The 24,414-nt window shown below is 32.5% G+C and carries 22 protein-coding genes; 15 read left to right on the plus strand and 7 right to left on the minus strand.

Translation table 11 applies throughout. The features are described from left to right. Positions 1-11: 11 nt before the first annotated feature. On the plus strand, positions 12-1,496 hold the full coding sequence (gene xylB / locus KA814_RS01095; protein ID WP_064209264.1) for a xylulokinase: 1,485 nt from the start codon (positions 12-14) through the stop codon (positions 1,494-1,496). Between the two features lie 19 nt (positions 1,497-1,515). Next, positions 1,516-2,586 (plus strand): NAD(P)-dependent alcohol dehydrogenase, encoded by a 1,071-nt coding sequence (locus tag KA814_RS01100; protein ID WP_064209265.1) that lies wholly within the window; start codon positions 1,516-1,518, stop codon positions 2,584-2,586. 351 nt (positions 2,587-2,937) lie between these two features. Here the strand turns inward: KA814_RS01100 and KA814_RS01105 are convergent, their stop codons facing one another. Next, the gene (locus tag KA814_RS01105; RefSeq protein ID WP_019470044.1) at positions 2,938-3,201 is read right to left on the minus strand and encodes a hypothetical protein; all 264 of its coding nucleotides are present in this window, start codon (positions 3,199-3,201) and stop codon (positions 2,938-2,940) included. A 216-nt stretch (positions 3,202-3,417) separates the two neighbouring features. Between KA814_RS01105 and KA814_RS01110 the strand changes: the two genes are divergently transcribed. Further along, positions 3,418-4,092, plus strand: coding sequence for a haloacid dehalogenase type II (locus KA814_RS01110; protein WP_064209266.1), 675 nt, complete (start codon positions 3,418-3,420; stop codon positions 4,090-4,092). A gap of 257 nt (positions 4,093-4,349) precedes the next feature. On the opposite strand, the gene KA814_RS01115 is transcribed toward KA814_RS01110, so the two are convergent. Continuing rightward, positions 4,350-5,519: an ArgE/DapE family deacylase gene (locus KA814_RS01115; RefSeq protein ID WP_064209267.1), complete on the minus strand. Its 1,170-nt coding sequence runs from the start codon at positions 5,517-5,519 to the stop codon at positions 4,350-4,352. A 162-nt stretch (positions 5,520-5,681) separates the two neighbouring features. Here KA814_RS01115 and srtA point away from each other — a divergent pair, with 162 nt between their 5' ends. Continuing rightward, positions 5,682-6,281 (plus strand): class A sortase SrtA, encoded by a 600-nt coding sequence (gene srtA / locus KA814_RS01120; RefSeq protein ID WP_019470047.1) that lies wholly within the window; start codon positions 5,682-5,684, stop codon positions 6,279-6,281. 87 nt (positions 6,282-6,368) lie between these two features. On the opposite strand, the gene KA814_RS01125 is transcribed toward srtA, so the two are convergent. Further along, positions 6,369-7,037: an N-acetylmannosamine-6-phosphate 2-epimerase gene (locus KA814_RS01125; protein ID WP_019470048.1), complete on the minus strand. Its 669-nt coding sequence runs from the start codon at positions 7,035-7,037 to the stop codon at positions 6,369-6,371. A gap of 165 nt (positions 7,038-7,202) precedes the next feature. Between KA814_RS01125 and KA814_RS01130 the strand changes: the two genes are divergently transcribed. Then, positions 7,203-8,000: a MurR/RpiR family transcriptional regulator gene (locus tag KA814_RS01130; RefSeq protein WP_019470049.1), complete on the plus strand. Its 798-nt coding sequence runs from the start codon at positions 7,203-7,205 to the stop codon at positions 7,998-8,000. 358 nt (positions 8,001-8,358) lie between these two features. On the opposite strand, the gene KA814_RS01135 is transcribed toward KA814_RS01130, so the two are convergent. Further along, on the minus strand, positions 8,359-9,231 hold the full coding sequence (locus KA814_RS01135; protein WP_064209268.1) for an ROK family protein: 873 nt from the start codon (positions 9,229-9,231) through the stop codon (positions 8,359-8,361). A gap of 225 nt (positions 9,232-9,456) precedes the next feature. Here KA814_RS01135 and KA814_RS01140 point away from each other — a divergent pair, with 225 nt between their 5' ends. The 4 genes from KA814_RS01140 (at position 9,457) to KA814_RS01155 (ending at position 13,758) form a co-directional block, all read left to right on the plus strand. Beyond that, positions 9,457-10,338, plus strand: coding sequence for an N-acetylneuraminate lyase (locus KA814_RS01140; RefSeq protein WP_064209269.1), 882 nt, complete (start codon positions 9,457-9,459; stop codon positions 10,336-10,338). Positions 10,339-10,363: 25 nt separating this feature from the next. Continuing rightward, positions 10,364-11,908 (plus strand): sodium:solute symporter family protein, encoded by a 1,545-nt coding sequence (locus KA814_RS01145; protein ID WP_064209270.1) that lies wholly within the window; start codon positions 10,364-10,366, stop codon positions 11,906-11,908. A 274-nt stretch (positions 11,909-12,182) separates the two neighbouring features. Then, positions 12,183-12,980 (plus strand): Cof-type HAD-IIB family hydrolase, encoded by a 798-nt coding sequence (locus KA814_RS01150; RefSeq protein WP_040029771.1) that lies wholly within the window; start codon positions 12,183-12,185, stop codon positions 12,978-12,980. A 118-nt stretch (positions 12,981-13,098) separates the two neighbouring features. After that, a complete protein-coding gene (locus KA814_RS01155; protein ID WP_064209271.1) occupies positions 13,099-13,758 on the plus strand; it encodes an NAD(P)H-dependent oxidoreductase in 660 nt (219 codons plus the stop codon). Positions 13,759-13,939: 181 nt separating this feature from the next. On the opposite strand, the gene KA814_RS01160 is transcribed toward KA814_RS01155, so the two are convergent. Continuing rightward, positions 13,940-14,749 (minus strand): VOC family protein, encoded by an 810-nt coding sequence (locus KA814_RS01160; RefSeq protein WP_064209272.1) that lies wholly within the window; start codon positions 14,747-14,749, stop codon positions 13,940-13,942. A 186-nt stretch (positions 14,750-14,935) separates the two neighbouring features. Here KA814_RS01160 and KA814_RS01165 point away from each other — a divergent pair, with 186 nt between their 5' ends. Continuing rightward, complete coding sequence (locus KA814_RS01165) at positions 14,936-16,717, plus strand: ABC transporter ATP-binding protein (protein ID WP_210122646.1); 1,782 nt, start codon at positions 14,936-14,938, stop codon at positions 16,715-16,717. Beyond that, positions 16,710-18,473, plus strand: coding sequence for an ABC transporter ATP-binding protein (locus KA814_RS01170; protein WP_064209273.1), 1,764 nt, complete (start codon positions 16,710-16,712; stop codon positions 18,471-18,473). Before KA814_RS01165 ends, KA814_RS01170 begins: the two co-directional genes overlap by 8 nt. Positions 18,474-18,783: 310 nt before the next feature. Here KA814_RS01170 and KA814_RS01175 read toward each other — a convergent pair whose 3' ends face one another. After that, on the minus strand, positions 18,784-19,062 hold the full coding sequence (locus KA814_RS01175; RefSeq protein ID WP_019470056.1) for a GNAT family N-acetyltransferase: 279 nt from the start codon (positions 19,060-19,062) through the stop codon (positions 18,784-18,786). Positions 19,063-19,260: 198 nt separating this feature from the next. Here KA814_RS01175 and KA814_RS01180 point away from each other — a divergent pair, with 198 nt between their 5' ends. Continuing rightward, positions 19,261-20,232, plus strand: a complete 972-nt coding sequence (locus KA814_RS01180; protein ID WP_064209274.1) for a metal ABC transporter solute-binding protein, Zn/Mn family — start codon at positions 19,261-19,263, stop codon at positions 20,230-20,232. A 137-nt stretch (positions 20,233-20,369) separates the two neighbouring features. Here KA814_RS01180 and aldA read toward each other — a convergent pair whose 3' ends face one another. Beyond that, positions 20,370-21,794 (minus strand): aldehyde dehydrogenase, encoded by a 1,425-nt coding sequence (gene aldA / locus KA814_RS01185; RefSeq protein ID WP_064209275.1) that lies wholly within the window; start codon positions 21,792-21,794, stop codon positions 20,370-20,372. 192 nt (positions 21,795-21,986) lie between these two features. On the opposite strand from aldA, the gene KA814_RS01190 reads away from it, so the two are divergent. The 3 genes from KA814_RS01190 to KA814_RS01200 all read left to right on the plus strand — a co-directional run bounded on the left by KA814_RS01190 (position 21,987) and on the right by KA814_RS01200 (position 24,412). Continuing rightward, positions 21,987-22,424 (plus strand): MarR family winged helix-turn-helix transcriptional regulator, encoded by a 438-nt coding sequence (locus KA814_RS01190; protein WP_046206973.1) that lies wholly within the window; start codon positions 21,987-21,989, stop codon positions 22,422-22,424. A 67-nt stretch (positions 22,425-22,491) separates the two neighbouring features. Then, complete coding sequence (mhqE, locus tag KA814_RS01195; RefSeq protein ID WP_019470059.1) at positions 22,492-23,454, plus strand: ring-cleaving dioxygenase MhqE; 963 nt, start codon at positions 22,492-22,494, stop codon at positions 23,452-23,454. A 52-nt stretch (positions 23,455-23,506) separates the two neighbouring features. Further along, positions 23,507-24,412: a VOC family protein gene (locus KA814_RS01200; protein WP_064209276.1), complete on the plus strand. Its 906-nt coding sequence runs from the start codon at positions 23,507-23,509 to the stop codon at positions 24,410-24,412. Positions 24,413-24,414 lie beyond the last annotated feature (2 nt).

The raw sequence follows: 24,414 nt of genomic DNA on the forward strand, positions 1-24,414 counted from the left end.
GAAGATGTAAATTGGAACAGGTTGTACTTGGTATAGACATAGGTACGAGTTCAGTGAAAATTATTGCTGTGAATAAAAGCGGTCATGTTATTGAACAATCAAGTATTCCTTTGAAATTGAGTCAGCCATATATTGGCTACAGTGAACAAGATCCTGAATCATGGGTGGAGGCAGTAAAAGAAGGTATAAAAAAGTTAATAAATACAGAAACAATGACAAATAAACGTATTAACGCCCTTTCGTTTTCTGGACAAATGCATGGTTTAGTACCACTGGATAAAACATACCAACCTATTAGAAATGCAATACTATGGAATGACACTAGAACTACTAAACAATGCGAGGAATTAGAAAACAAATTTGGGAAGACACTTTTAAATAATCCTATACTTGAAGGTTTTACATTACCTAAACTTTTATGGATGAAACAGAACGAACCAAATTATTGGCAACAATTAGAAGTGTTTTTGTTACCTAAAGATTATGTACGCTATCGACTAACAGGTCATATTGCTATGGAATATAGTGATGCAGCAGGTACGCTTCTTTTCAATCCAAAAACAAATGACTGGGAAAAAGAAATTGGGGACAAGTTGGAACTTGGTGATATATACCCACCGTTAGTACAGTCGCATAGTTATGTAGGTAATGTTACAGAAATAGTTAAAAAAGAACTAAACATTAAAGAAGATATTACTGTTTTTGCTGGTGGTGCAGATAATGCATGTGGCGCTTTAGGTTCAGGTGTTATTAATGAAGGTCAAACGTTATGTAGTATAGGAACTTCAGGTGTGATTTTATCGTGTACTACAAATAATCAAGTAGATTATGGACATAACATTCACTTCTTTAAACATGCCATGCCTAATATGTCGTATGCAATGGGTGTCACATTAAGTGCAGGTCATAGTTTAAATTGGCTCAAAGAAAAGCTTTTTAAAGCATATTCATTTGATGAAATCTTGAATTTTGCTGAGAAATCTACTATTGGAGCAAATGGTTTGTTGTTTTCACCATACATTCAAGGTGAGCGAACACCACATGGTGATGCATATATTAGAGGAAGTTTCATTGGGATAAATAGTAATACAGAAGAAGCGGATTTTGCACGAGCTACAGTGGAAGGCATTACTTATTCACTATATGAATCCATTGTATATATGAGAGAAAACGGTAGGCATATTGATGAAATTATTTCGATTGGTGGTGGCGCTAGAAGTAGTTTTTGGTTACAAATGCAAGCAGATATTTTCAATACTCAGGTCACTGCATTGAAATATGAAGAAGGTCCAGGTGTAGGAGCAGCCATGTTAGCTGCATATGGATTAGGTTGGTTTAATACAATGCAAGCATGTGCTGAAACATTTATAGCGCTAGGAGAGACATATAAACCAAATATAGAAAATCATAAAAAATATAAACAGTATTTTGAAATTTATAAGAATATATACGCTCAGACCAAAACGATAACAGAAAACTTATTAAATATTAATTAACTATTAGGAGGAATTTAAAATGAATAATAATATTCCAGAAACTATGAACATTTCATTATTAAATAAACCATTTGAGATGGAACTTAAAGAAGTAGACGTTCCTAAATTAGGACCTACAGATGTTTTAGTAAAAGTGATGGCGGTAGGTGTTTGTGGATCGGATGTTCATTATTATGAACACGGTCGTGTAGGGGAATTTGTTGTTGAAAAACCATTGATTTTAGGACATGAATGTTCAGGGATCGTTGCTGATATCGGCTCAAAAGTAACACATTTTAAACCCGGGGATAGAGTTGCTATTGAACCTGGAGTTCCCTGTGGAGAGTGCGAATACTGTAAAGCTGGTAAATATAACTTATGTCCTGATGTTAAGTTTTTAGCTACGCCTCCTATTGATGGTGCTTTTAGTCAATATATAAGTCATCCTGAAGGATTTTTATTCCATATTCCTGATGCACTATCATATGAAGAAGCAACATTAAATGAACCATTTTCAGTTGGCGTACAAGCATGTAAACGTGCAAACGTTCAACCAGGTTCCACGGTAGTAATAATGGGTATGGGCCCAGTTGGTTTGATGGCTGTTGTAGCAGCAAAAGCTTTTGGTGCTACAAGAATTATAGTGTCAGATCTTGAACAAATAAGATTGGATGAGGCATTAGAACTTGGTGCAACACATGTTATAAATATTAAAGAAGAAGATGTTATTACCTGTATCAATGAAATAACAAATCATAACGGTGTAGATTATGCTTTTGAAACTGCAGGTAATCCAACAGCCTTACAAAATGCACTAGCGGTCTTGAACAATGGCGGAACTTTAGCAATAGTTGGCTTGCCACAACAAGAAAATATTGAGTTAAATATACCTTTTATCGCTAACCATGAAATTAATGTCGTAGGTATCTTTAGATATGCCAATACTTATCCAATGGGCCTTGAGATGTTATCTTCAACTGCAGCTAATTTAAATACAATGTTTACCGATTCATATGATTTGGAAGATGCACAAGAGGCAATGGAAAGAGCAAGAACCAATAAAAGCGGATCATTAAAAGTTATGGTTTATCCTAATGGGAAATTAAAGTAATAGTATTATAAGAAGATCTAAAATCACTGCCTGAAAGTGATTTTAGATCTCTTTTCAAATGAGCAACTTTAGCACATTTGTTGAGAATGCAGTGCGATACCATTAGTGTTAATGGGTGCATAAAGTTTAATTCTGGGAATGGAATATAACTATGATGATAGATGGCAATAAAAGCCTAGAGATATAGCACGAAACATTCTCTTAGAATATTATATATCTTAAAATGTATTGTTACAATATAAAATTCAAAAAATTTAAAATAAATAAATGATATGCGTTATAAATAAAAAATAGGTGCTTATTTGTAGTGAAATAAAATTAAGCTTTGAATTAATTGAAGAGCAATGATAATTACTTATTTTTTTGATAAAGTTCAAATGCTTTGTACAGAAATATTAGGGAAGATACAATTAAAAATAAAGTGAATAATCCGTTAAAAATAGGATTGCTGAAAAATTGGAAAATAGTAACTGAACTTAATGATTCTAAAAATACTGAACCGGTTGTTTTTATTTGTAAGAAGTCAAAAGAAAGTAAAATCAAAGTAATCATCAACATGTAACCTACGGCGATAAAAAAGAGGTTTAGTAAATCTAATAGAAACATCCTTCTCATAACAACCAGCCTCCCTTCTTACTGTTCTATAACCGATTTGTAGTATAATAAAGCTATATTTAAAGAAATTTACAAAAAATTAATAAACGATAGAGTGAATATCTTTTCAATTGTCCTTATCAATTTACATAAAAATAAAAATGATAATAAACTGTTTGACTTTGTTGAAATGTGATAAAGAATAAGTAAATGTGTGTTTTGAATAGGAGGTTTAAAATGTATAAAGCAATTATTTTTGATGTTTATGGAACACTTTTTGACATGTCCTCTTTAAAAAAAGGTATGACGCAATTTGATGATGAACAAGCAACATCAATTTCAAAGATGTGGAGAAAAACGCAATTAAATCACATGTTTTTAAAACAAATTATGCAAAGATATATTTCCTTTGATGAGTTAACGAAAGAAGCTTTACGTTATACAATGGATGAACACAAAATACAATATGATCGTGAAGATATAAACAGGTTGTTTGATGCTTTTTTAAATTTAGAGTATTTTTACGAAGTACCTAAAATACTCGCGCAACTTAATAATATGAATATCGATGTTGGTATACTATCTAATGGAAATGATAACATGCTTAGACCATTGATTGATAATTCTGAGTTAGGGGAAAATATTAATACAGTTATGAGCGTTAATGAAATTAAACAATATAAACCCAGCCCTGCAAGTTATGCATTGATTTTGAAATATCATCATCTGAAAAGAGAAGAGATATTATTTGTTTCTTCTAATTCTTGGGATGTAACGGGAGCAACCAATTTCGGTTTTGATACAGCTTGGGTGAATAGACAAAATGGACATTTTGATTATAATGGACAAAATCCTACAATAACAGTTAACAATTTAAATGAATTAATTAATTGGTTAGAGATGAATAAATAAACATTTAAGATTGTCCAGAGAGTATTTACAGTCATTAAAAGTGAAAAATCATCATAGTAATTTGAATGAAAAAATGGATGTTAGTTTTGAATGTTTATACAATTTACTCTAGTCAAATATATGATGGTAAAATTGAAAATGTTAAATACAAAATGGCTAATCCACTTCGTATGGATTAGCCATTTATAGAGTACGCAGTTTCTGTATTAAGCTTTGTTTAGTGATTGTAAGCGTGTTATATCACGTGCTTAGTGATTTTATTTAGCCGTATTTAAATATTGTGGTAATAACTGGCTATATAAATCTATAAAAGTTAGATAAGCATCTTTATAAACATATTCATCAACTTGATGTGCTTGTCCAGTCTCACCTGGGCCATACATTACAAATGAGAAACTTTCATCTTTATCTTTCATTAAATATGATGCATCTGTAGTTGCAGTAGAAGAAGTCACATCCAGATTTCTATCAAAATAGGAATCACCTAAAGATTTAGCTAATTTTAAGAATGTATTATCTCCCTTAGTATATACAGGATCGCGGTTTACATAAGGGTTAACAGTTATATCAGCGTCACTTTCTTGGTTAACTTGATCTTTTATACTGTTAAATAACGCCTCAAATTTATTATTATCATAATCTGGTATGGTACGCATGTTAAACAGTGACTCAGCATACGCTGGTATAGAATTGACTTGGTCACCACCGGATATGATTGTTGAATTCATTGTTGGCGTACCGAGCAACTCACTTTTAATATCAACTTTGTTATACGCTTTATTTAAATAATGAATAAAATCGACCAATGGATTAATCGCATTATAACCTAATTCAGGCATTGAGCTGTGTGAAGATTTACCTTTGGATATCACTTGAATATCCATGGTACCTTTATGTGTATAAACAATGCCATCTTGTGAAGGCTCTGCGATTAATAGGGCTTCGACGTCATCCATATAGCCTTTTTCATGTAATAATGCAGCGCCGTCACTCGTTACTTCTTCTCCTGCAGTCGCCATAAATCTGATAGTACCTTGATTTAATGTACCTGCTTCTTTAATTTCTATTAAACTAATTGCTAAAGCGGCTAGTCCTGATTTCATATCTGCAGAGCCACGTCCGTGTAATCTTCCTTGATTATCCTCTGTAAGCTTAAATGGGTCATAATTCCATAAATTTTCATCACCTGTAGTGACAACGTCCATATGCCCTGAAATACCAACCACAGGTTTTCCGTTACCAATTTCTGCAACTAAGTTAGCTCTTGTGTTTTCGCCTTCCAGTTTTTCGATTTTGGTTTGAATTCCGTATTTATTAAATAAATCTTGTAAATAATGTGCGACATCAAGTTCTTTTTCGTTCACAGATTGAATTTCAACAATGTCAGACAATATCTTTACACGCTCATCATTAGAAAATACTGACATACAAACACATCCTTTATATATATTGAATACTTTAGTATCTACCACATTATTAATTTTTAAAACTATAAAAGGATTAATGCAAAAAAAATATGCTTTGTTAGATAATGAGTTGTGCTATACTTATAATGAATCGTTTGATTTAGACAAAGGAGCATGCGTGACATGAAAAAATGGGGAAGTAGACTTGTCACATTAATTGGTGTGGCACTCATTATAATAGCAATTTATTTATTTATGAAACCAAAGATTGATAATTATTTTACTCAAAAAGACAATGAAAATAAAATAGAACATTATGACCAACAATCTAAAACTTCTGAAAAAAAGAAAGTAGAAATACCTAAAGATAAGACAAAGATGGCAGGTTATTTATCAATTCCTGATGCAGATATTAAAACACCTGTTTATCCTGGCCCGGCCACGCCGAAACAATTAGATAGAGGCGTAAGTTTTGTGGAATCAAACGAATCATTAGAGGATCAAAATATCGCAATTGCAGGTCATACATTAACGGGTCATTCGGATTATCAATTTTCTAGGTTACCTGAAACGAAAAAGGGAAGCAAAGTTTATTTTAAAGTTGGAGATGAGCGAAGAACGTATCAGATTACTAAAATTTATGATGTGAAACCAGATGAAGTTGAAGTGTTGGACGAACAAGCATCGAATAAGAAGCAACTAACATTAATTACATGTGATAATTACAATGAACAAACAGGTGAGTGGGAAGATAGAAAAATATTTATTGCCGAAGCACTATAACATGCACCGTTAAATAAAAAATCATATAAAAAGTCCGTATTCATTACCAAGTAAAAACATGGGTTTGAATACGGGCTTTTTTAAATGTTAATTTTCAATTGCTTGAATAAATCTTTTGGTGATTTCTTTAGGGCGTGTAATCGCACCTCCGACGACTGTACAATGAACATTTAAGGCTGTAACTTGTTTAAACATTTCAGGTGTGATGACATTTCCTTCAGCTATAACTTTTGCATGAACATGTGAAATCACATCTTTTAAAAATTTGAAGTTATCTTCATACAAAATATGTCCTTTAGTATAAGCAGTATAGCCTCGAAGGGTCGTTCCTATGTAATCAAAACCTAATTTATCAGCATATTGTGCTTCTTCAAGTGTAGAGATATCAGCCATAATTTCTATATTTGGTGCTTGCTGACGTATATAAGAAACAAGTTCTTGTAATGATTCTTCAGGACGTTCCTGCTTTGTAGCATCTAAGGCAATAACTTCACATTTACTTTCTAGTAATTCATCGACTTCTTTACGTGTTGCGGTTATAAAAACATCGGAATTTGCATAGTCTCTTTTGACAATACCGATGATAGGTAAATTCACCTCTTGTTTTATCGCTATAATGTCTTCTTTAGAGTTTGCTCTAATGCCAACAGCACCACCTTCATATGCAGCTAAAGCCATTTTTGACATGATAAAAGATGAATGTAACGGCTCATTTTCCAAGGCTTGACATGAGACAATTAATCCTTGTGGTAACATAATAATACACTCCGTAACTTTAGTAGATTTAATAAAATACTTTATTATCTAATAGATTTATATTTTTAATATAACACCAAGAAAATAATAATCAATATATTTCATTGTTATGAAAAACATTTTCATTTATACTATAGCTATGATTGGGATGGGAGGATAGATAATATGAAATTTGAAAATCGCGTGCAACGTTACCATCATTTATTTACTAAAACAGATAAACAAATCGTAGCGTATATTCAAAACAATGACTTTGACGACACATTTTCAACAATTAATTCATTAGCATATGCGATTGGTACTTCGCCTGCAACGATTACAAGATTTAGTAATAAATTAGATTATGAGAACTTTCAAGATTTGAAATTTAATTTACAGCAAGAAATGTCGGAAAGAGTAATAGAAAATAGTCCTTTAATTCAACGTATTCATAAATATCATCAAAATATTATTCAGCAAACAGGAGAATTTATTTCTGATGAAAAAATTCAAAGCTTTGTTAACCAAATTATTCGAAGTAGACAAATCATTTATGCAGGTCTTGGTAGTTCTGGATTATCAGCTACAGAATTTTACTATCGTATGATGAGAATGGGTTTGAAAGGGAATGTGTCTACAGATGCTCATCAAATGAAAATATTTGCTTCTTTGTTATCAGCATCAGATACATTTGTAGCGATTTCAAATAGTGGTGAAACTACAGAGCTTATAGCTGCAGCCAAAGTAGCACATGAACGCGGGGCTTATGTCGTAGTTATAACGAATTATGAAGGAAGTCCAATTACTGAGTGTGCAGATTTAGTGCTCATAACAACTGATCAATCTAGAAATAAAGACACACAATTTATTAATACTCAAATCGCAACATTGTTTTTAATAGATATTGTCAGTTACTTATTATTAGATGATACATATATGCATAATGTATATCAACATACGAAAAAAGTAGTGTTAAATGAATAGAGTCATTGTGAACGTAAACACGTAAATAAATGTTACGAGGTTCGTTAGGCATATAAGTATCCTTGATTAAAACAAAAGCGCCAAATTCTATTGAGATTATATAGAATTTGGCGCTTTTGTAGTCCATGGACATTAATATGGTGGATATATTTCAAAGTATGAAGAAACAAGTAAGTGCTGTGCTCGCTTAATTGTGTTTATTTATGACCGCTTTCTTCGTGTGCAACAGTAAATACCTGCATAAACGAAAAATTGGCTTAATATCAATATTTCTTTGATAGTAGGATTTTTGATGGTTTTGGTACATAAAGGACGTAATTTTCATGGCTATAACAGCATAACGTCGTCAATAGCTGTTTTAAAATTTAGAGACTGCGCCATAAAGTGCAGCATGATTCTGTGTACGCGTTGTTTGTATATGAGCATGACCGTATTGCTCAGGTAAGTAATGTTCGACTTTAGGTACGATGTATTTTAATAAATTTTGTCCTTGTGAAGAAACACCGCCACCGATCAGAATTAAACCGGGATCATAAATAATCTGTATTTGAGCGATACCTTCTGCGATTGAATCACTCCATTGATTGAGTATAGATAATGCAAGATTATCTTGTTGATCTGCGAGTTCAAATAATTTTGGTACATTGTCTTGATAAATAAATCCTTTTTCTAACATGAGTGTTTTTAAGGCAGTTGTTGAGGCACGTTGTTCAAATGTTTTGTTTGTTTGTCTATCAAAAAGTAAATAACCAATTTCATTAGCACGATTTCGTTCCCCGTTGTATAGTTGGGAATATTTATTATAAAAAGCGCCCCCAATTCCTGTACCCAGTGTTAAGCAAAAAATATTTTGTTCGCTGTAATCATGGAAAACCAATTCCCCTAACAAAGCTGCATTGACATCGTTAAATACGTTCACCTGAGCATTTAATGGTTTAAGCAAACACTTGAAGTCAGTATTTACGTAATTGGGTATGGTTGGACCAGCGTATTCAACTATGCCACGGCGTTCGTCTATAACGCCTGCGCTAGAAATGCCGACATAAAGTGGGGATATTTGATAAGATTTTTGAAACGTCATTACAATGTTATAAATTTTATCCTTAATAAATGTATCTATGTTGTTAGGGGTAGGTGTTTTGATATATTCTATAAAATTTAATGATTGATCAACTACAGCTGCTTTAATTTCTGTCCCTCCAATATCAATAGCAATCTTATATGGATGCATAAACAAATCCTCCTTAATTTTTAAAAGAAAATCGATGTTGAAAAAAGTTTTCACTTATATTGTTTCGAAATGATGTATTTTTTCAAAATTCTATTGCCACACTCTATGATAGCGTTTACAATTTGAACTGTAAATAGAATAAATAAAAGATATTTTTTAAAGCATTATACAGTTATATAAATGATTTTGAATAATAACTTAAATATATAGATGGAGGGTTATACGATGGAAGAGAATTTAAAAGGTTTATATGCAGCATTATTAGTACCATTTGATGAAGATGGTCAGGTTAAAGAGAAAGGATTGGCGCAAATTGCTCAAAATGCCATTGAAACTGAAGGCTTAGATGGACTTTATGTTAACGGCAGTTCAGGTGAAAACTTCTTATTAAATAAAGAACAAAAGAAACAAGTTTTTAAAGTTGCGAAAGAGGCGGTTAATGAAAATGTAAAATTGATTGCTCAAGTTGGGTCGTTAGATTTAAACGAAGCAATAGAGTTAGGTAAATATGCAACTGAATTAGGATATGATGCGATTTCAGCAGTTACACCGTTCTATTATCCATTTTCATTTGAAGAAATCAAAGATTACTATTTTGAATTAATTGAAGCGACACAAAATAATTTAATTATTTATGCAATTCCAGACTTAACTGGCGTTAACATTTCTATAGAACAATTTGGTGAATTATTTAATCATGAAAAAGTGGTTGGCGTAAAATATACAGCTCCTAATTTTTTCCTATTAGAACGTATTCGAAAAGCGTATCCAGATAAATTAATACTTTCAGGTTTTGATGAAATGTTAGTGCAAGCAGCTATTTCTGGTGTGGATGGCGCAATTGGATCTACTTATAACGTGAATGGTAGACGCGCAAGACAAATTTTTGAAAAAGCTAAAAGCGGTCAAATTGATGAAGCATATCAAATTCAGCATGATACTAACGACATAATTGAAAATGTGTTGTCTATGGGCATTTATTCTACATTAAAAGAAATTTTAGCGACACGTGGCATTGACGGAGGTTTACCGAAACGCCCATTTAAACCATTCAATGAAAATAACAGAGCTAAATTAGAAACATTAATTAACAAATACGATTTGTAGGTTACCGTATAAGGGGATGAATTAAATGGAACAAGTAGGTTTTGGTACATGGAACTGGATAGCAGTAGTTATTTACCTTTTAGTTATGCTTTTAGTCGGAGCATATTTTACCAAACGCGCAAGCCAAAGTACAGATAGTTTCTTTACGGCTAGTGGTCGTTTGCCTTCATGGGCAGTAGGGTTCTCTATCTATGCAACGACTTTGAGTGCGATTACTTTTATGTCTACCCCAGAAAAAGCATTTTTAACAGACTGGTCATATATTGCAGGTAATATTGCGATTGTAGCAATTATTCCTTTACTTATTTACTTTTATGTACCATTTTTTAAAAAATTAAAAGTGACATCTGCGTATGAATATTTAGAGGCACGTTTTGGACCTAGTATTCGTGTTATTGGTTCATTACTATTTGTATTATTCCATATTGGGAGAGTAGCCATTGTCATTTATTTACCTACATTAGCGATTACATCTGTGTCAGATATGAACCCTTATGTTGTGGCAAGTTTGGTTGGTATCTTATGTATTCTTTATACATTTCTTGGAGGTTTCGAAGGTGTAGTATGGAGTGATTTCATTCAAGGTGTCATTCTATTAGGTGGGGCAGCAGCAATTATTATTTTAGGTGTCGTCCACATTCAAGGGGGAATGGGCACCGTTGTCAGTGATGCACTGGAACATAATAAAATCATTAGTGCTGATAACTGGAAATTTAATACTGCCGCCGCAGCAATTCCTATCATATTTTTAGGAAACATTTTTAATAACTTGCATCAATACACAGCAAGTCAAGATGTGGTACAACGTTATCAAGCATCAGATTCTATATCAGAAACTAAAAAGTCTTTATGGACCAACGGATTATTAGCTTTAATATCAGCGCCCTTATTCTATGGTATGGGAACAATGATGTACTCATTTTATAGTCATGAAAGTGCATTGCCTAAAGATTTTAATACTTCATCTGTAGTACCATACTTTATACTTACTGAAATGCCACCATTTGTTGCTGGATTATTGATAGCGGCCATATTTGCAGCGGCACAATCAACCATTTCTTCAAGTTTAAATTCAATTTCAGCTTGTATTTCTGTTGATATTAAGCACAGATTCTTCGGCAAGAAAAATGAAAAAAGCGAAGTAGGATTTGCGAGATGGATGATTATTCTTTCAGGTTTATTTGGATTCGGCATGTCTATATATCTAATTGCAGCAGATTCTAATGATCTTTGGGATCTTTTCTTGTTAATTACTGGATTAGTGGGTGTGCCATTGGCTGGTGTGTTTGCGGTTGGTATATTCACACGGCGTACGAATACATTCGGTGTGCTGATGGGATTAATTTTTGGAATTATTTTTGCTTATATCTTTAATGGTATGGGTGGCGGCAATTCTCCATTTTATGTATCAATTATTTCGTTTATAGTAGCCTTTGTTTTCTCTTATATCATAAGTATTATTGTGCCAGGCAAACAAAAAGACATTACTGGTTTAACCATCTATGATATTAAAGAAAAATCTAATTATGTCTCTATAGTCCGTATGAAAGAAGACAATCAAGAAGTCTAAAGCTTTATGTAGTTAGGTATAATAAATGATGCGTTGAATAGTTATAAAACGATTTACTTCTGTTTATCTCAAAATATTTTTGAGAAAATGAATAAGCTATTAAAGGCAGGTAGAATGAAGCATATTGTGTATATGCGCTCTATTCTGCCTCTTTTTTTAATCTTTGAAAACCATGTTATTTACAGCATAAAATATGTGATTCATTTTAATTCCTCGAAAATTATGGATATAATGAATTACAGATATAAGCAGAGTATTCGAGGGGATGAAAAGTATGATAAAAGCAATCGCAGTAGATATGGATGGTACATTTTTGGATTCAAAAAAACAATATGATCAAGAAAGGTTTAATCGTATCTTTCAACAATTAAAAAATGAAAATATTAAATTTATAGCAGCAAGTGGTAATCAATACGCAAAATTAAAATCTATTTTTGGAGATAAAGCTATGTTTTTTGTTGCGGAAAACGGTGCGGTTATTTATGAAGACAATACGTTGTATGATTATCAAGCGTTTGAAAAAGATGTTTTCCATAATATTGTTAATTACTTAAACATCACGCGTGGTATCAATGAAATAATTGTTTGTGGCGTAAAAAGTGCTTACATATTAAAGAATAATGCACAATCATTTAAAAAAGATGCACATTTTTATTATCGACAATTAAAAGAAATAGCATCTTTGCAAAATTTACCAGAAGATGCATATGTAAAAATAGCCTTAAATATAGATAGAACAACACATCCAACACTTGATGAAGATTTGTCAAATCGCTTTTCACAAGATTTATCACTTGTATCGAGTGGTCGAGATAGTATCGATATCATTCTACCTGGTATGACCAAAGGCAATGCGTTAGCAAGATTATTAAAAAAATGGGGACTAACGGAAGATGAACTCATGGCTTTTGGAGATGCAAATAATGATTTAGATATGCTGCAATTAGCAACACATAGTTATGTAATGGAAAATTGTGAAGATGAAACCTTATTCGAAATTGCAAAGTATGTAGCACCGTCAAATGATAAACAAGGTGTTTTATCAATTATTGAAGATAAAGTACTAAAATGAAAAATTAATATTTAAAATTTTGGCAGTATTACGCTTAAACATATTACTTTCATCCGTCTAACAACCTATTCTATACTAAAAAATATAAGCTACAAATGGAAAGGAAGGCAAACAAGAAATGAATGATATGCAACAGACAATTATAAATGCGTTTAATTTTAGACATGCAACAAAAAGGTTTGATTCAGATAAAAAGATAAGTGAAAGTGAATTTAACACAATCTTAGAAGCGGGTAGATTGTCTCCAAGTTCTCTAGGATTAGAACCGTGGAAATTTATCGTAGTACAAAATTCTGAAATTAGAAATAAGTTAAAAGAAATAAGTTGGGGTGCAAAAGGGCAGTTAGAGACAGCAAGCCACTTTGTAATTTTATTAGCGCGAAAAAACGTAACTTCTAAATCACCATTTGTACAACATATGATTCGAGACATTAAACAATATAGCGAAGACAGTATACCTGCTACAGAAGAAAAATTTGATAATTTCCAAACAAGTTTCCATATTAATGATAGTGCGCAGACATTGTTGGAGTGGGCTAAAAAACAAACATATATTGCACTAGGTAATATGATGACGAGTGCAGCATTATTAAATATTGATTCTTGCCCTATGGAAGGATTTGATTTAGATGCTGTTACGCAATTTTTAAGTGATGAAGGTTTGATGGATGAAGCGCATTTTGCACCATCTGTAATGGTTGCATTTGGTTATAGAGAAAACGCAGCAAAAGAAAAAGTACGTCAACCTCAATCACATGTAGTAGAGTGGGTTGAATAATAAGCGTTACGAGGACTCAAATATTTAAAATTCATAAAAAAGAAAGCCAATTCATTCATACAATGTATTGAATTATAAACGTCAATTTCTGTTGTCATTACAGAAATTGACGTTTTCTTTGTTTTATGAACTTTAAAAGTGAGTTGGATTATTATACTGATGGCGTGTGATGTCAATGTTTTTAAGTTTTATCAGCAATTAATGACATATTATTGTGTAATCTAATACTTAAACCATCTATAAAAAAAGTTTCTTCAGTATCGATACTTGGTTTATAAATATCGATATGGGCTAATCCATAGCTTGTATCATTTTCAACTCTAGGTAAGCGTGATTGCCAAGTATTTACTGCAATATGGTGATGATAATATTTAGATGACATAAATAGAGCTTGCGGGAAGTTAGAAATATGCTGGAGACCTAGTTGCTCAATGTAAAAATGTTGAGCGATGGTTAAGTCGGATGTTTTCAAATGCAAATGTCCAATCTTCGCATTATTTGGCATTTCATCCCAGCCCATCTTTGTTCTTTGATTAAGTAAATCATTCGTATCTACTTGTAACGTATCCATTTTCACTTTATCATTTTCCCACAACCATACAGACTTAGGTCTGTCATAATAAACTTCAATGCCATTACCTTCTGGATCATTAAGGTATAAAGCTTCACTTACTAGATGATCTCCACCACCAACCGGAATGTTTGATTGCGAAATATGAAATAAGAAATTAGCTAAGTCTTTGCGGTCGGGCAGTAGAAATGCTACGTGAAATAGTCCTGCTTCACTTAAAGTAGGCTGACGTCCCTCTGGTATTTCACATAACGTAATTGTATGGCCGCTCAAACCTACTTGCAAAACTGCAGAAGTATCATTTGTTGATACCACTTTAAGTCCTAAAATATGTGAATAAAAATTCAACATCGTTTGTAAATTTTTAATGTTTAAGGTGATATTTGTTACTTGAATTGCTGATTTATCGTGAAAAGTCATCGCCTTGCTCCTTTATATTCGGTTATGAGTTATAGATATAAATTAATATAAAAAGTATACCAAGTCAATTTAAGTGTCTCATGACGTAGAATTACATAAAGTTTAATATCACTTCTATATTTACATTTAACAACATATGGTAATATGTGAACATGGACAATTTGGAGGATGGAGTGGGGTGAGCGTATGCAAGTTTTTTGGAAATTGGGATGGTTTTTCAAACAACATAAAGGCAGTTATCTTGTTGGATTGAGTACATTATTTTTAATTGCTTTAATTGAAATTTTACCTCCACAGATTATAGGTAAGACTATTGACGATATGGTGGGAAACAAATTAACGCCTAAACTATTAATAATTTATCTTTTGGTATTAGTATTGGTAGCAATTTTAACTTATGTATTAAGGTATATATGGAGATTATCAATATTTGGAACTAGTCAAAAGTTGGGGCAAATATTAAGAACATATTTATATAAAAAGTATACAGTTATGAGTGCTATCTTTTATCAAAATCGAAGAACTGGTGATTTAATGGCACATGCAACTAATGATATAAGAGCAGTGCAAAATGCCGCGGGGGCTGGAATATTGATGATTGCAGATTCTTTGATAACTGGTGGAACAGTGGTGATTACAATGGCTGTAACAGTAAGCTGGAAATTAACATTGATTGCAATGATACCACTACCTTTTATGGTATTGTTAACAAATTTTTATGGATCGTTACTTAGTAAAGGATTTAAAAAAGCACAAGCAGCGTTTAGTAGATTGAACGATAAGACTCAAGAAAGTGTTGCTGGTATCAAAGTAACTAAGACATTCGGTTATGAAGCGAGTGACCAACAAGATTTTAAAGATTTAAGTGATGATGTAGTTGATAAAAATTTAAAAGTTTCGAAAATTGATGCATTATTTGATCCTACAATCACATTAGTGATAGGAATGAGTTACTTTTTATCAATCGTATTTGGTGCAAAATTGGTTTTTAATAATACAATCACACTTGGTCAACTGATTACGTTCACGACATATTTAGGGATGCTCGTTTGGCCATTACTAGCACTAGGACTATTTTTTAATATCGTTCAAAGGGCAAAGGCATCATATGAACGAATTGAAGAAATAGAAAATACCCCTAATGATATAGATACAGATTATAAACTTAACACTAGACCCTTTGGAAATATTGAGTTTAATATTAAGGAATTTAATTTCCCGGGTGATTCGAAAGAAGGTATCTATAATGTACATTTTGAAGTTAGGGAGGGTACTACTGTGGGCATCGTTGGAAGAACTGGTTCAGGGAAAAGTACGCTGATTAGATTGCTACTTAGAGAGTATGATACAAAAGAAACGCATGAAATCACATATGGTGAGCATCCTATTCGAGATTATAATGTACAGCTTTTGAGAAATCAGTTTGGATATTTACCACAGGAACACTTTTTATTTTCAACTTCAATTCGTAATAATATTGCATTTAGTAATGAAAAAATAGGTGATAATCAAATATTTGCAGCAAGTCAAGCAAGTGATATTCATGAAGATATATTATCTTTTCCTGATCAATATCAAACAGTGGTAGGTGAAAGAGGCGTATCATTGTCAGGAGGACAAAAACAAAGAATTTCCATTGCGAGAGCGCTATTAATAGACCCAGAGGTATTAATACTTGATGATTCCCTTTCTGCAGTAGATGCCAAAACCGAAGAAGTGATACTAAGCAATTTAAAAAAACTAAGAAAAGGAAAAACTAATATTATTACTGCGCATCGGATGAGTGCTGTGAAACAAGCGGATGAAATTATTGTTATGGATAAAGGAACGATTGTGGAAAAGGGCACACATTCTACTTTGATGAATCAAAAAGGATGGTATTACGAAACATATCGAGCTCAAGCTTTACAACAAAAGCTCACGCGTAATTTAGATGACTTAACGAAAGGGGACGATACCAATGGCTGAGAAAGTTAATTTAACTGCAAAAGATCAAGCTCAGGCTTTGATTAGGTTATTTAAGTATACGACCCCTTATAAAGGAACTATTGCTTTAGCATTTTTAACGTTAACAATATCAACGATTGCAAGTATGTTGACGCCTTACTTAGTGAAAGTATTTATTGATGATTATCTTACGCCACGCGTTTTTCCCCAACAAGCAATGATATGGCTGATGATTATCTTTATTAGTATTCAAATAATAGGTGCAGTAACAATGTATTTAAGCCAATATCTTTTTCAATATCTTGCTTTTAAAGTGATCCAACAATTAAGAATTGACGCTTTTAATAAATTAGGTAAATTGGGAATGAAATATTTTGATAAGGTATCAGGTGGTAGTATAGTCTCTAGGTTAACGAATGACACTGAGACAATTGTTGATATGATTATAGGCGTATTTTCAACATTTCTTATAGCCTTTTTTATGATGATTTCTAGTTATATAATGATGTTTATTTTAGAGATGAGATTGGCTTTAATATCTTTAATATTTTTACCAGTTATTATATTTATTCTTGCGAGTTATCGTAAATACTCAGCTGTTTTATTTGCAAAATCTAGACAAAAATTGTCCGATTTAAATACAAAATTAGCAGAGTCTATAGAAGGCATGAAGATAATACAGGCGTTTAACCAAGAAAAAAGATTAAACAGTGAATTCAATCGTATTAATGATGAACATTATCAATATATGTTAAAAACTGTGAAACTTGATAGTTTATTATTGAGACCTGCAATAAGTTCTCTAGCTATTTTTGCGGTAGTTATGATTTTGGGATATTTTGGTATCATTAGCTTTACGACAGGCATTACGGCTGGCGTTGTATTTGCATTTGTTCAATATATGGAACGGTTTTTTGAACCAATTAATCAAGTGAGTCAAAATTTAAATATTTTGCAACAAGCTTTAGTTTCAGCGAGTAGGGTATTTACTTTAATTGATGATGACACATACGAACCTGAACAACAACCTGTACCATCGTACACAATTGAAGAAGGAAAGATTGAATTTAGAGAAGTCAGTTTTAGCTATGACGGAAAGACAGATGTATTAAAAAATATTAATTTTACCGTTAATCCTGGTGAAATGGTAGCTCTTGTTGGTCATACGGGTTCTGGGAAGAGTTCAATTATAAATTTGTTTATGCGTTTTTATGAATTTGAACGAGGGAGCATTAATGTGGATGGATATTCAATAAAAACAATCCCTAAACAAGAATTAAAACAGAAAATAGGGCTAGTGCTTCAAGACGCATTTATATTTTATGGTACGGTTGCATCAAATATTAAACTGTATCATCCAACGATGACATTTGAACAAGTAAAAGCTGCAGCAGAATTTGTACATGCGCATCATTTTATTGAAAAATTGTCAGGTCAGTATCAACATAGAGTGATTGAAAAAGGAAGCTCATTTTCAAGTGGCGAACGACAATTGATAGCATTTGCAAGAACAATTGCTACAAATCCTAAAATACTTATTTTAGATGAAGCGACAGCAAACATTGATTCTGAAACAGAGGAACAAATACAACAATCTTTGAATACAATGAGAAAGGGAAGAACCACTTTAGCCATTGCGCACAGACTTTCTACGATTCAGGATGCAGATAAAATACTTGTATTAAATCACGGAGAAATTGTAGAGCAAGGTACACATGAAACGCTGATTAAAAAAAATGGTATTTATTATAATATGTATGCATTACAAAATGGTTAAATTACCCATTTTTAAACAAAATCAATGAAGTATGGAAATTAACGTTATTACAAAATTTAAATGAAACTAAACAATCAAAAGCCAAAATAAAAGGGGTGCAGTCAAAGAACTATTGAGGTAGCTCTATATTTTATAATTATGGAAGTGCGTTCGTTATGTATTAGAATCGAATGTAGGTTTAAAGAATAAACAAAGCAAATGAGCCTGGGGGACTACTGATTCATCCCAGGCTCATTCAAAATGATGATTTAGTTTAAGATGTTTTATATCCAAATTTATTTTGGACTTTGAAAAGGTTGTAGACACCTAATTAATCTGCATATACATCTTGAAATTCTGGTTTTTTCTCAATAACTGACTTAGCAAAAGGGCATGTCGCGGAGACTTTTAAATTGTTATCACGTGCATAGTCAACTACTGATTTTACAAGTTGTGAACCTAAACCTTGACCACCAAGTTCATCTGGTACACCTGTATGGTCAATGATTATATGGTTGTCACCTTGAGATTGAAATGTAATCTCCGCTTGTGGATTATCTTCGTTATCGCCTACATAAAATTTATTTGTACCTTGTTTGATTTCCGCCATTCTAACACCTCCATGTTATTAACATCATATATATTTAATATCACATTTTGCCTTAAGTTAAACAAATTTTAAAATTAAGCATATATTTCAAACATAAATGATGTTAGTAAAAATTGAAGAATAATAAAAAACCATTGAAAAAATGTGAAAATAAGTTTATAGTTTTAACGGAATAATTTCGATTTGGAGGGGCGTTTTTTGAAAAAAATTATGTTACTTATTCTGACCTGTATATTCATCGTATTGTTAAGTGCATGCGGAAATATAAATTCTGAGAAAAAAGACGTCAGTTCGAACAATAGATTAAAAATATATACGACAGCCTTTGCATTCCAAAGTTTCACTAATCAGATTGGAGGCAAATATGTAGAAGTTGATTCGATTTATCCACCTGGTGCAGATATGCACTCTTTTGAACCGACACAAAAAGAAATGATTAATATCGCTAAAAGTGACTTGTTTATCTATTCGAATGAAGAAATGGATCCCGTTGCCAAGAAAGTTGCAAGTTCAATTAAAAATAATAATTTGAAGTTACCTGTTGCTGCACACCTTGATCACCATGATTTAATTTCAAATCATGAAGCACATGACGATCATAACGAACATGAACATCATGAAACACATGAAAGCCATAATCATGGGGGGGAAGATCCACATGTATGGCTAGATCCGGTGTTAAATAAAAAATTTGCTAAGGTGATTAAAAATGATTTGATCGAGAAGGATCCTAAGCACAAAACGTATTACACGCGTAATTATAATCATTTGATAAAGGATATGAATGAAATTGATCATGAGATGAAGCGAATCACACAACATCCTAAACGTGATACAGCCATAATTTCTCATGACTCTATAGGTTATCTTGCAAATCGCTATCATTTTAAACAGCAAGGTGTTAGTGGCATGAATAATGAAGAACCTAGTCAACGTGAACTCATGAATATCGTTCAAAATATAAATAAAACTAAACAACCTTATGTATTATATGAACAAAATATAACATCTAAAGTTACAAATGTTATTCAAAAAGAATCTAATACAACCCCGCTAAAATTTCATAATATGGCAACCTTATCAAAAGAAGATATAGAGGATAAGCAAATATCTTATCAATCTTTAATGAAAGAAAATATGAAGTCATTAAATAAAGCACTTAATGAGTAATTTTAATATAAAGATAAGAGGTTGAGACAAAAAATTTGTCCCAACCTCTTTTGATTTTGTGATAGAAAGTACTATCATCGTTTTTTAATATACATTTAGTCATTTCAACATGTTTGTATTTTTCAATAATTAACATTTTAATCATATCTGATGTAAGACACTGTTGTATTATAATATTCTTCAAGCCCACGAATACCATCAGCGCCTCCAATACCTGACTCTCTCCAACCAGCATGATATCCATTCACAACTTCTTCTGCTTCACAATTTGCATAAACCTCACCAAATTTAAGACGTTCAGTTGCTGTCATTACTTCTTTTAAATCTTCTGAAAATATATAAGATGATAAACCGGCATTTGTGTGATTGGCGTGTTCAATAGCTGCTTCAAAATCAGAATATTTAATTATAGGTAGTACAGGGCCGAAAATTTCTTCTTTAAAAGCTTCGTCGTCTGGATTAACTTGGTCTAAAATCGTTGGTTCATAAAAATAACCAGAACGATTTATGATGCTGCCACCTGTAATTAATTGAGCCCCATTTTGAATTGCCTTTTGAACTTTTTCATCTATGCTTGCTAATTGTTTTTGATTGATAATTGCACCGAAATCAGTTTGATCATCGAATGGATCGCCTACATTTAAAGTCTCCATTTTATCTTTTAGTTTGTTAATGAAAGTTTCGTGAATATCATGATGAACAAAGATGCGTTCAGGACAAGTACATACTTGTCCTGCGTTATTAATTCTAGCAGCCACAATGTAATCAACTGCCTTATTTAAATTGGCATTTGGTGTCACTATTACAGGCGCATTACCGCCAAGTTCAAGATTAACTTTTTTAACCGTTTGGGCACTTTTGGCATAAACGGACTTACCCGCGCGCATACTACCTGTGATTGATATTAATTGTATATCTGGATGTTCTGCTAATTGCGTACCTACCGTTTCTCCTTTACCAGGAACAATTTGAATAAGACCCGCAGGAATCGTTGATTGTCGGAACAATTCTGCAATTTTTAAAGTTACTAATGATGTTTCTTCACTAGGTTTTATTATTACAGAACAACCTGAGATTATAGCAGGAATGACCTTTCTCATTAATACCATGATGGGTGCATTCCATGGTACGATACCTGCTGTCACACCAATAGGTTTTTTAGTTAATTGTATCGTCTCATTTTCACGACTATTTTGAATCACTTCACCTTTGCTATTCATACTTTGACTTGTCATATAATCTATAAAGTGTATTGCCTTGTTTATTTCACCGATTGCTGAATTGAGTGTTTTACCTTGTTCTTGAACATATAATTTTGCAATTTTTTCTTTATGTTCTTCTAATAACGGAATTAGCATTTTTACATGGTCAGCACGTGTTGGTTGAGGGACCTTTTCCCATTCTAATTGTGCATGTTTAGATTTTTCCACAGCTGAATTTACTTCGTCTTTAGTCGCAAATGTAATTGTGTCTATGATTTCTTCTGTCGCAGGATTAATGACATTCATTGTGTCATTAGACTCACTTTCTACAAATTGGTTGTTTATAAATAATTTATTCATTACGACACCTCCACACTATGATATATACCACTTATTTGAGCAGAAGAAACGGTTTGAGAAATAATCATAAAACTTTGGTTTTGTTAAGTAATGGGATGTTAGTATATTTTTTATACTTAATGTGTTGACTTATGTTCAAAAGGGTATTATAATTTATCTCGAAATCGAAATAAATTGAAAGTTGGTGATGCAATGAATCGTACTAAAGAGTCATTGAATACCTTTATTGGTTTAAATCGAACCGTAGATCATTTAGAACAAATCGTTAGAAATGATATTCAACGTTATGGTTTGAATATAACGGAGTTTGCAGTTTTAGAGTTATTATATAATAAAGGTGATCAGCCGATACAACGTATTGGTGACAGAGTTTTAATTGCGAGTAGCAGTATCACATATGTCGTTGATAAGTTAGAAGCAAAAGGATATGTAGTAAGAATTCGAAATATACAAGATAAGCGCGTAACGAATGCTTCAATTACAGAAGAAGGACATGCACTAATGAATGATATATTTCCAGAACATGCAGCTACGTTAGAATCAACTTTCTCAGTATTGTCAAACGAAGAATTAGCAACATTGCAACAAGCTTTAAAAAAATTAAGTGCTCAACCTATCAATAAGTCGTAGCACTTAAAAATTTTATTCAAAATTACTTCGAAATCGAGATAAATATAATGGAAAAAGGAGTTTTATTATGACAAACACTCAATTATTAGGAATACACCATGTAACAGCAATCACAGATGATGCTGAACGAAACTATAAATTTTTTACTGAAGTATTAGGAATGAGACTTGTGAAAAAGACTGTAAACCAAGATGATATATATACTTATCATACATTCTTTGCAGATGATGTTGGTTCTCCAGGTACAGATATGACATTTTTTGATTTTCCTAATGTTCCTCAAGGGCATTCTGGTACAAATTCAATTACACGTCCGTCATTTCGTGTGCCTGATGATGCAGCGTTAGCATATTATGAACAAAGATTTAATGAATATAATATTAAACATGAAGGCATTCAAACATTATTTGGTAAAAAGGTATTGCCTTTTGAAGAAGCAGATGGACAAAGTTATCAATTAATCTCAGATGAAAACAATAAAGGTGTGGCAGCTGGTCAACCATGGAAAGAAGGCCCAGTACCAACAGATAAAGCGATTTATGGTCTAGGCCCGATTGAAATAACTGTTAGTTATTTTGAAGACTTTAAAAAGATTTTAGAAGATATATTTGGTATGACAACAATTATAGAAGAAGAAAACGTTGCAGTATTAGAAGTAGGTGAAGGTGGTAATGGTGGCCAAGTCTTTTTAAGAAAAGATGCAACTGGACCAGAAGCAAGACAAGGTTATGGTGAAGTGCATCATGTTTCATTCAGATTAAAAGATCATGAGGCAATATCTAAATGGTTAGAAAAATATGAACAGTATGGTATTGGTAACTCAGGCTTAGTAGATAGATTTTATTTTGAAGCATTATATGCACGTATTGGTCATATTTTGATTGAAGTTTCTACAGATGGACCTGGATTTATGGGAGATGAACCATATGAAACATTGGGCGAAAGCCTTGCATTACCACCATTTTTAGAAGAAAAACGTGATTATATAGAATCAGAAGTGCGTCCATTTGATACAAGACGTTCACATTAAATTGTGAGATTGCTTAAATCTTAATATTAAAAAGTGAGAGGGTAGTTATTTTATGGAAGATATTAGTCATATTCATCATATTTCGGCGATTGTAGGTAATCCAGAAGAGAATATTCAATTTTATAGAGATATACTCAATTTAAAATTAATTAAGAAAACAGTGAATTTTGATGATCCTTCCACGTACCATCTATATTTTGCGAATGGCAATGTGGATAATGGAACAATATTGACATTTTTTAATTGGCCCAACAATTATAAAGGACGTATCGGTTCTGGTCAGGTTCAACGTATAGCATTTCGAGTGCCTAAAGGATCATTAGAAGATTGGGAAAAACATTTGCAATCACATGGGATAGAAACTGCGAGAACACAATTATTTAATAAAGCTACGGTCGAATTTTCAGATACACATGCGTTACCATTAGCACTTGTGGAAGCTGATGAAGCGCATACGTACGATAGTGGAGAAAATATTATAGGTTTTCATGGTGTTAGCATGCTATCAATTGAGCCATATCAAACAGTACGAACATTAAATGAGGATATGGGGTTAGAGCTAATAGATGAAAATAAGCGTCATATTCACCTTGAAACTAAAGGAGAATGGCGACACCATGTGATAGTTCAAAAAGAAGTTGCCGATGTGCGTGTACGATGGGGTGTTGGTGTCGTGCATCATATTGCATGGTCAGTACCTAATGATGAGGAACACAAAGCTTGGCAAATGAAAATGAAAGACAAGGGCTATCATGTAACGGAAGTGAAAGATCGCAATTATTTTAATGCTATTTACATGAAAGAACGTGGTGGCATTATTTTTGAGTTTGCTACTGAAGGACCAGGATTTACGATAGATGAACGATTTGAAGACTTGGGTACACATCTTATGTTACCGCCACAATATGAGGAACAAAGAGAAGCATTATTGAAATTATTACCACCTATTCGAATATAAGT

Source organism: Staphylococcus sp. GDY8P196P, assembly GCF_017891705.1.
Taxonomy (GTDB): domain Bacteria; phylum Bacillota; class Bacilli; order Staphylococcales; family Staphylococcaceae; genus Staphylococcus; species Staphylococcus ureilyticus.

Coding starts and splice junctions, on each gene's coding strand:
- KA814_RS01170 (WP_064209273.1), top strand. CDS start 16,710: ATGGCTGAGAAAGTTAATTTAACTGCAAAAGATCAAGCTCAGGCTTTG.
- KA814_RS01140 (WP_064209269.1), top strand. CDS start 9,457: ATGGAAGAGAATTTAAAAGGTTTATATGCAGCATTATTAGTACCATTT.
- KA814_RS01110 (WP_064209266.1), top strand. CDS start 3,418: ATGTATAAAGCAATTATTTTTGATGTTTATGGAACACTTTTTGACATG.
- KA814_RS01190 (WP_046206973.1), top strand. CDS start 21,987: ATGAATCGTACTAAAGAGTCATTGAATACCTTTATTGGTTTAAATCGA.
- KA814_RS01105 (WP_019470044.1), bottom strand. CDS start 3,201: ATGAGAAGGATGTTTCTATTAGATTTACTAAACCTCTTTTTTATCGCC.
- KA814_RS01130 (WP_019470049.1), top strand. CDS start 7,203: ATGAAATTTGAAAATCGCGTGCAACGTTACCATCATTTATTTACTAAA.
- aldA (WP_064209275.1), bottom strand. CDS start 21,794: ATGAATAAATTATTTATAAACAACCAATTTGTAGAAAGTGAGTCTAAT.
- KA814_RS01200 (WP_064209276.1), top strand. CDS start 23,507: ATGGAAGATATTAGTCATATTCATCATATTTCGGCGATTGTAGGTAAT.
- KA814_RS01145 (WP_064209270.1), top strand. CDS start 10,364: ATGGAACAAGTAGGTTTTGGTACATGGAACTGGATAGCAGTAGTTATT.
- KA814_RS01155 (WP_064209271.1), top strand. CDS start 13,099: ATGAATGATATGCAACAGACAATTATAAATGCGTTTAATTTTAGACAT.
- KA814_RS01165 (WP_210122646.1), top strand. CDS start 14,936: ATGCAAGTTTTTTGGAAATTGGGATGGTTTTTCAAACAACATAAAGGC.
- KA814_RS01115 (WP_064209267.1), bottom strand. CDS start 5,519: ATGTCAGTATTTTCTAATGATGAGCGTGTAAAGATATTGTCTGACATT.
- KA814_RS01160 (WP_064209272.1), bottom strand. CDS start 14,749: ATGACTTTTCACGATAAATCAGCAATTCAAGTAACAAATATCACCTTA.
- srtA (WP_019470047.1), top strand. CDS start 5,682: ATGAAAAAATGGGGAAGTAGACTTGTCACATTAATTGGTGTGGCACTC.
- mhqE (WP_019470059.1), top strand. CDS start 22,492: ATGACAAACACTCAATTATTAGGAATACACCATGTAACAGCAATCACA.
- KA814_RS01175 (WP_019470056.1), bottom strand. CDS start 19,062: ATGGCGGAAATCAAACAAGGTACAAATAAATTTTATGTAGGCGATAAC.
- KA814_RS01150 (WP_040029771.1), top strand. CDS start 12,183: ATGATAAAAGCAATCGCAGTAGATATGGATGGTACATTTTTGGATTCA.
- KA814_RS01135 (WP_064209268.1), bottom strand. CDS start 9,231: ATGCATCCATATAAGATTGCTATTGATATTGGAGGGACAGAAATTAAA.
- KA814_RS01100 (WP_064209265.1), top strand. CDS start 1,516: ATGAATAATAATATTCCAGAAACTATGAACATTTCATTATTAAATAAA.
- KA814_RS01125 (WP_019470048.1), bottom strand. CDS start 7,037: ATGTTACCACAAGGATTAATTGTCTCATGTCAAGCCTTGGAAAATGAG.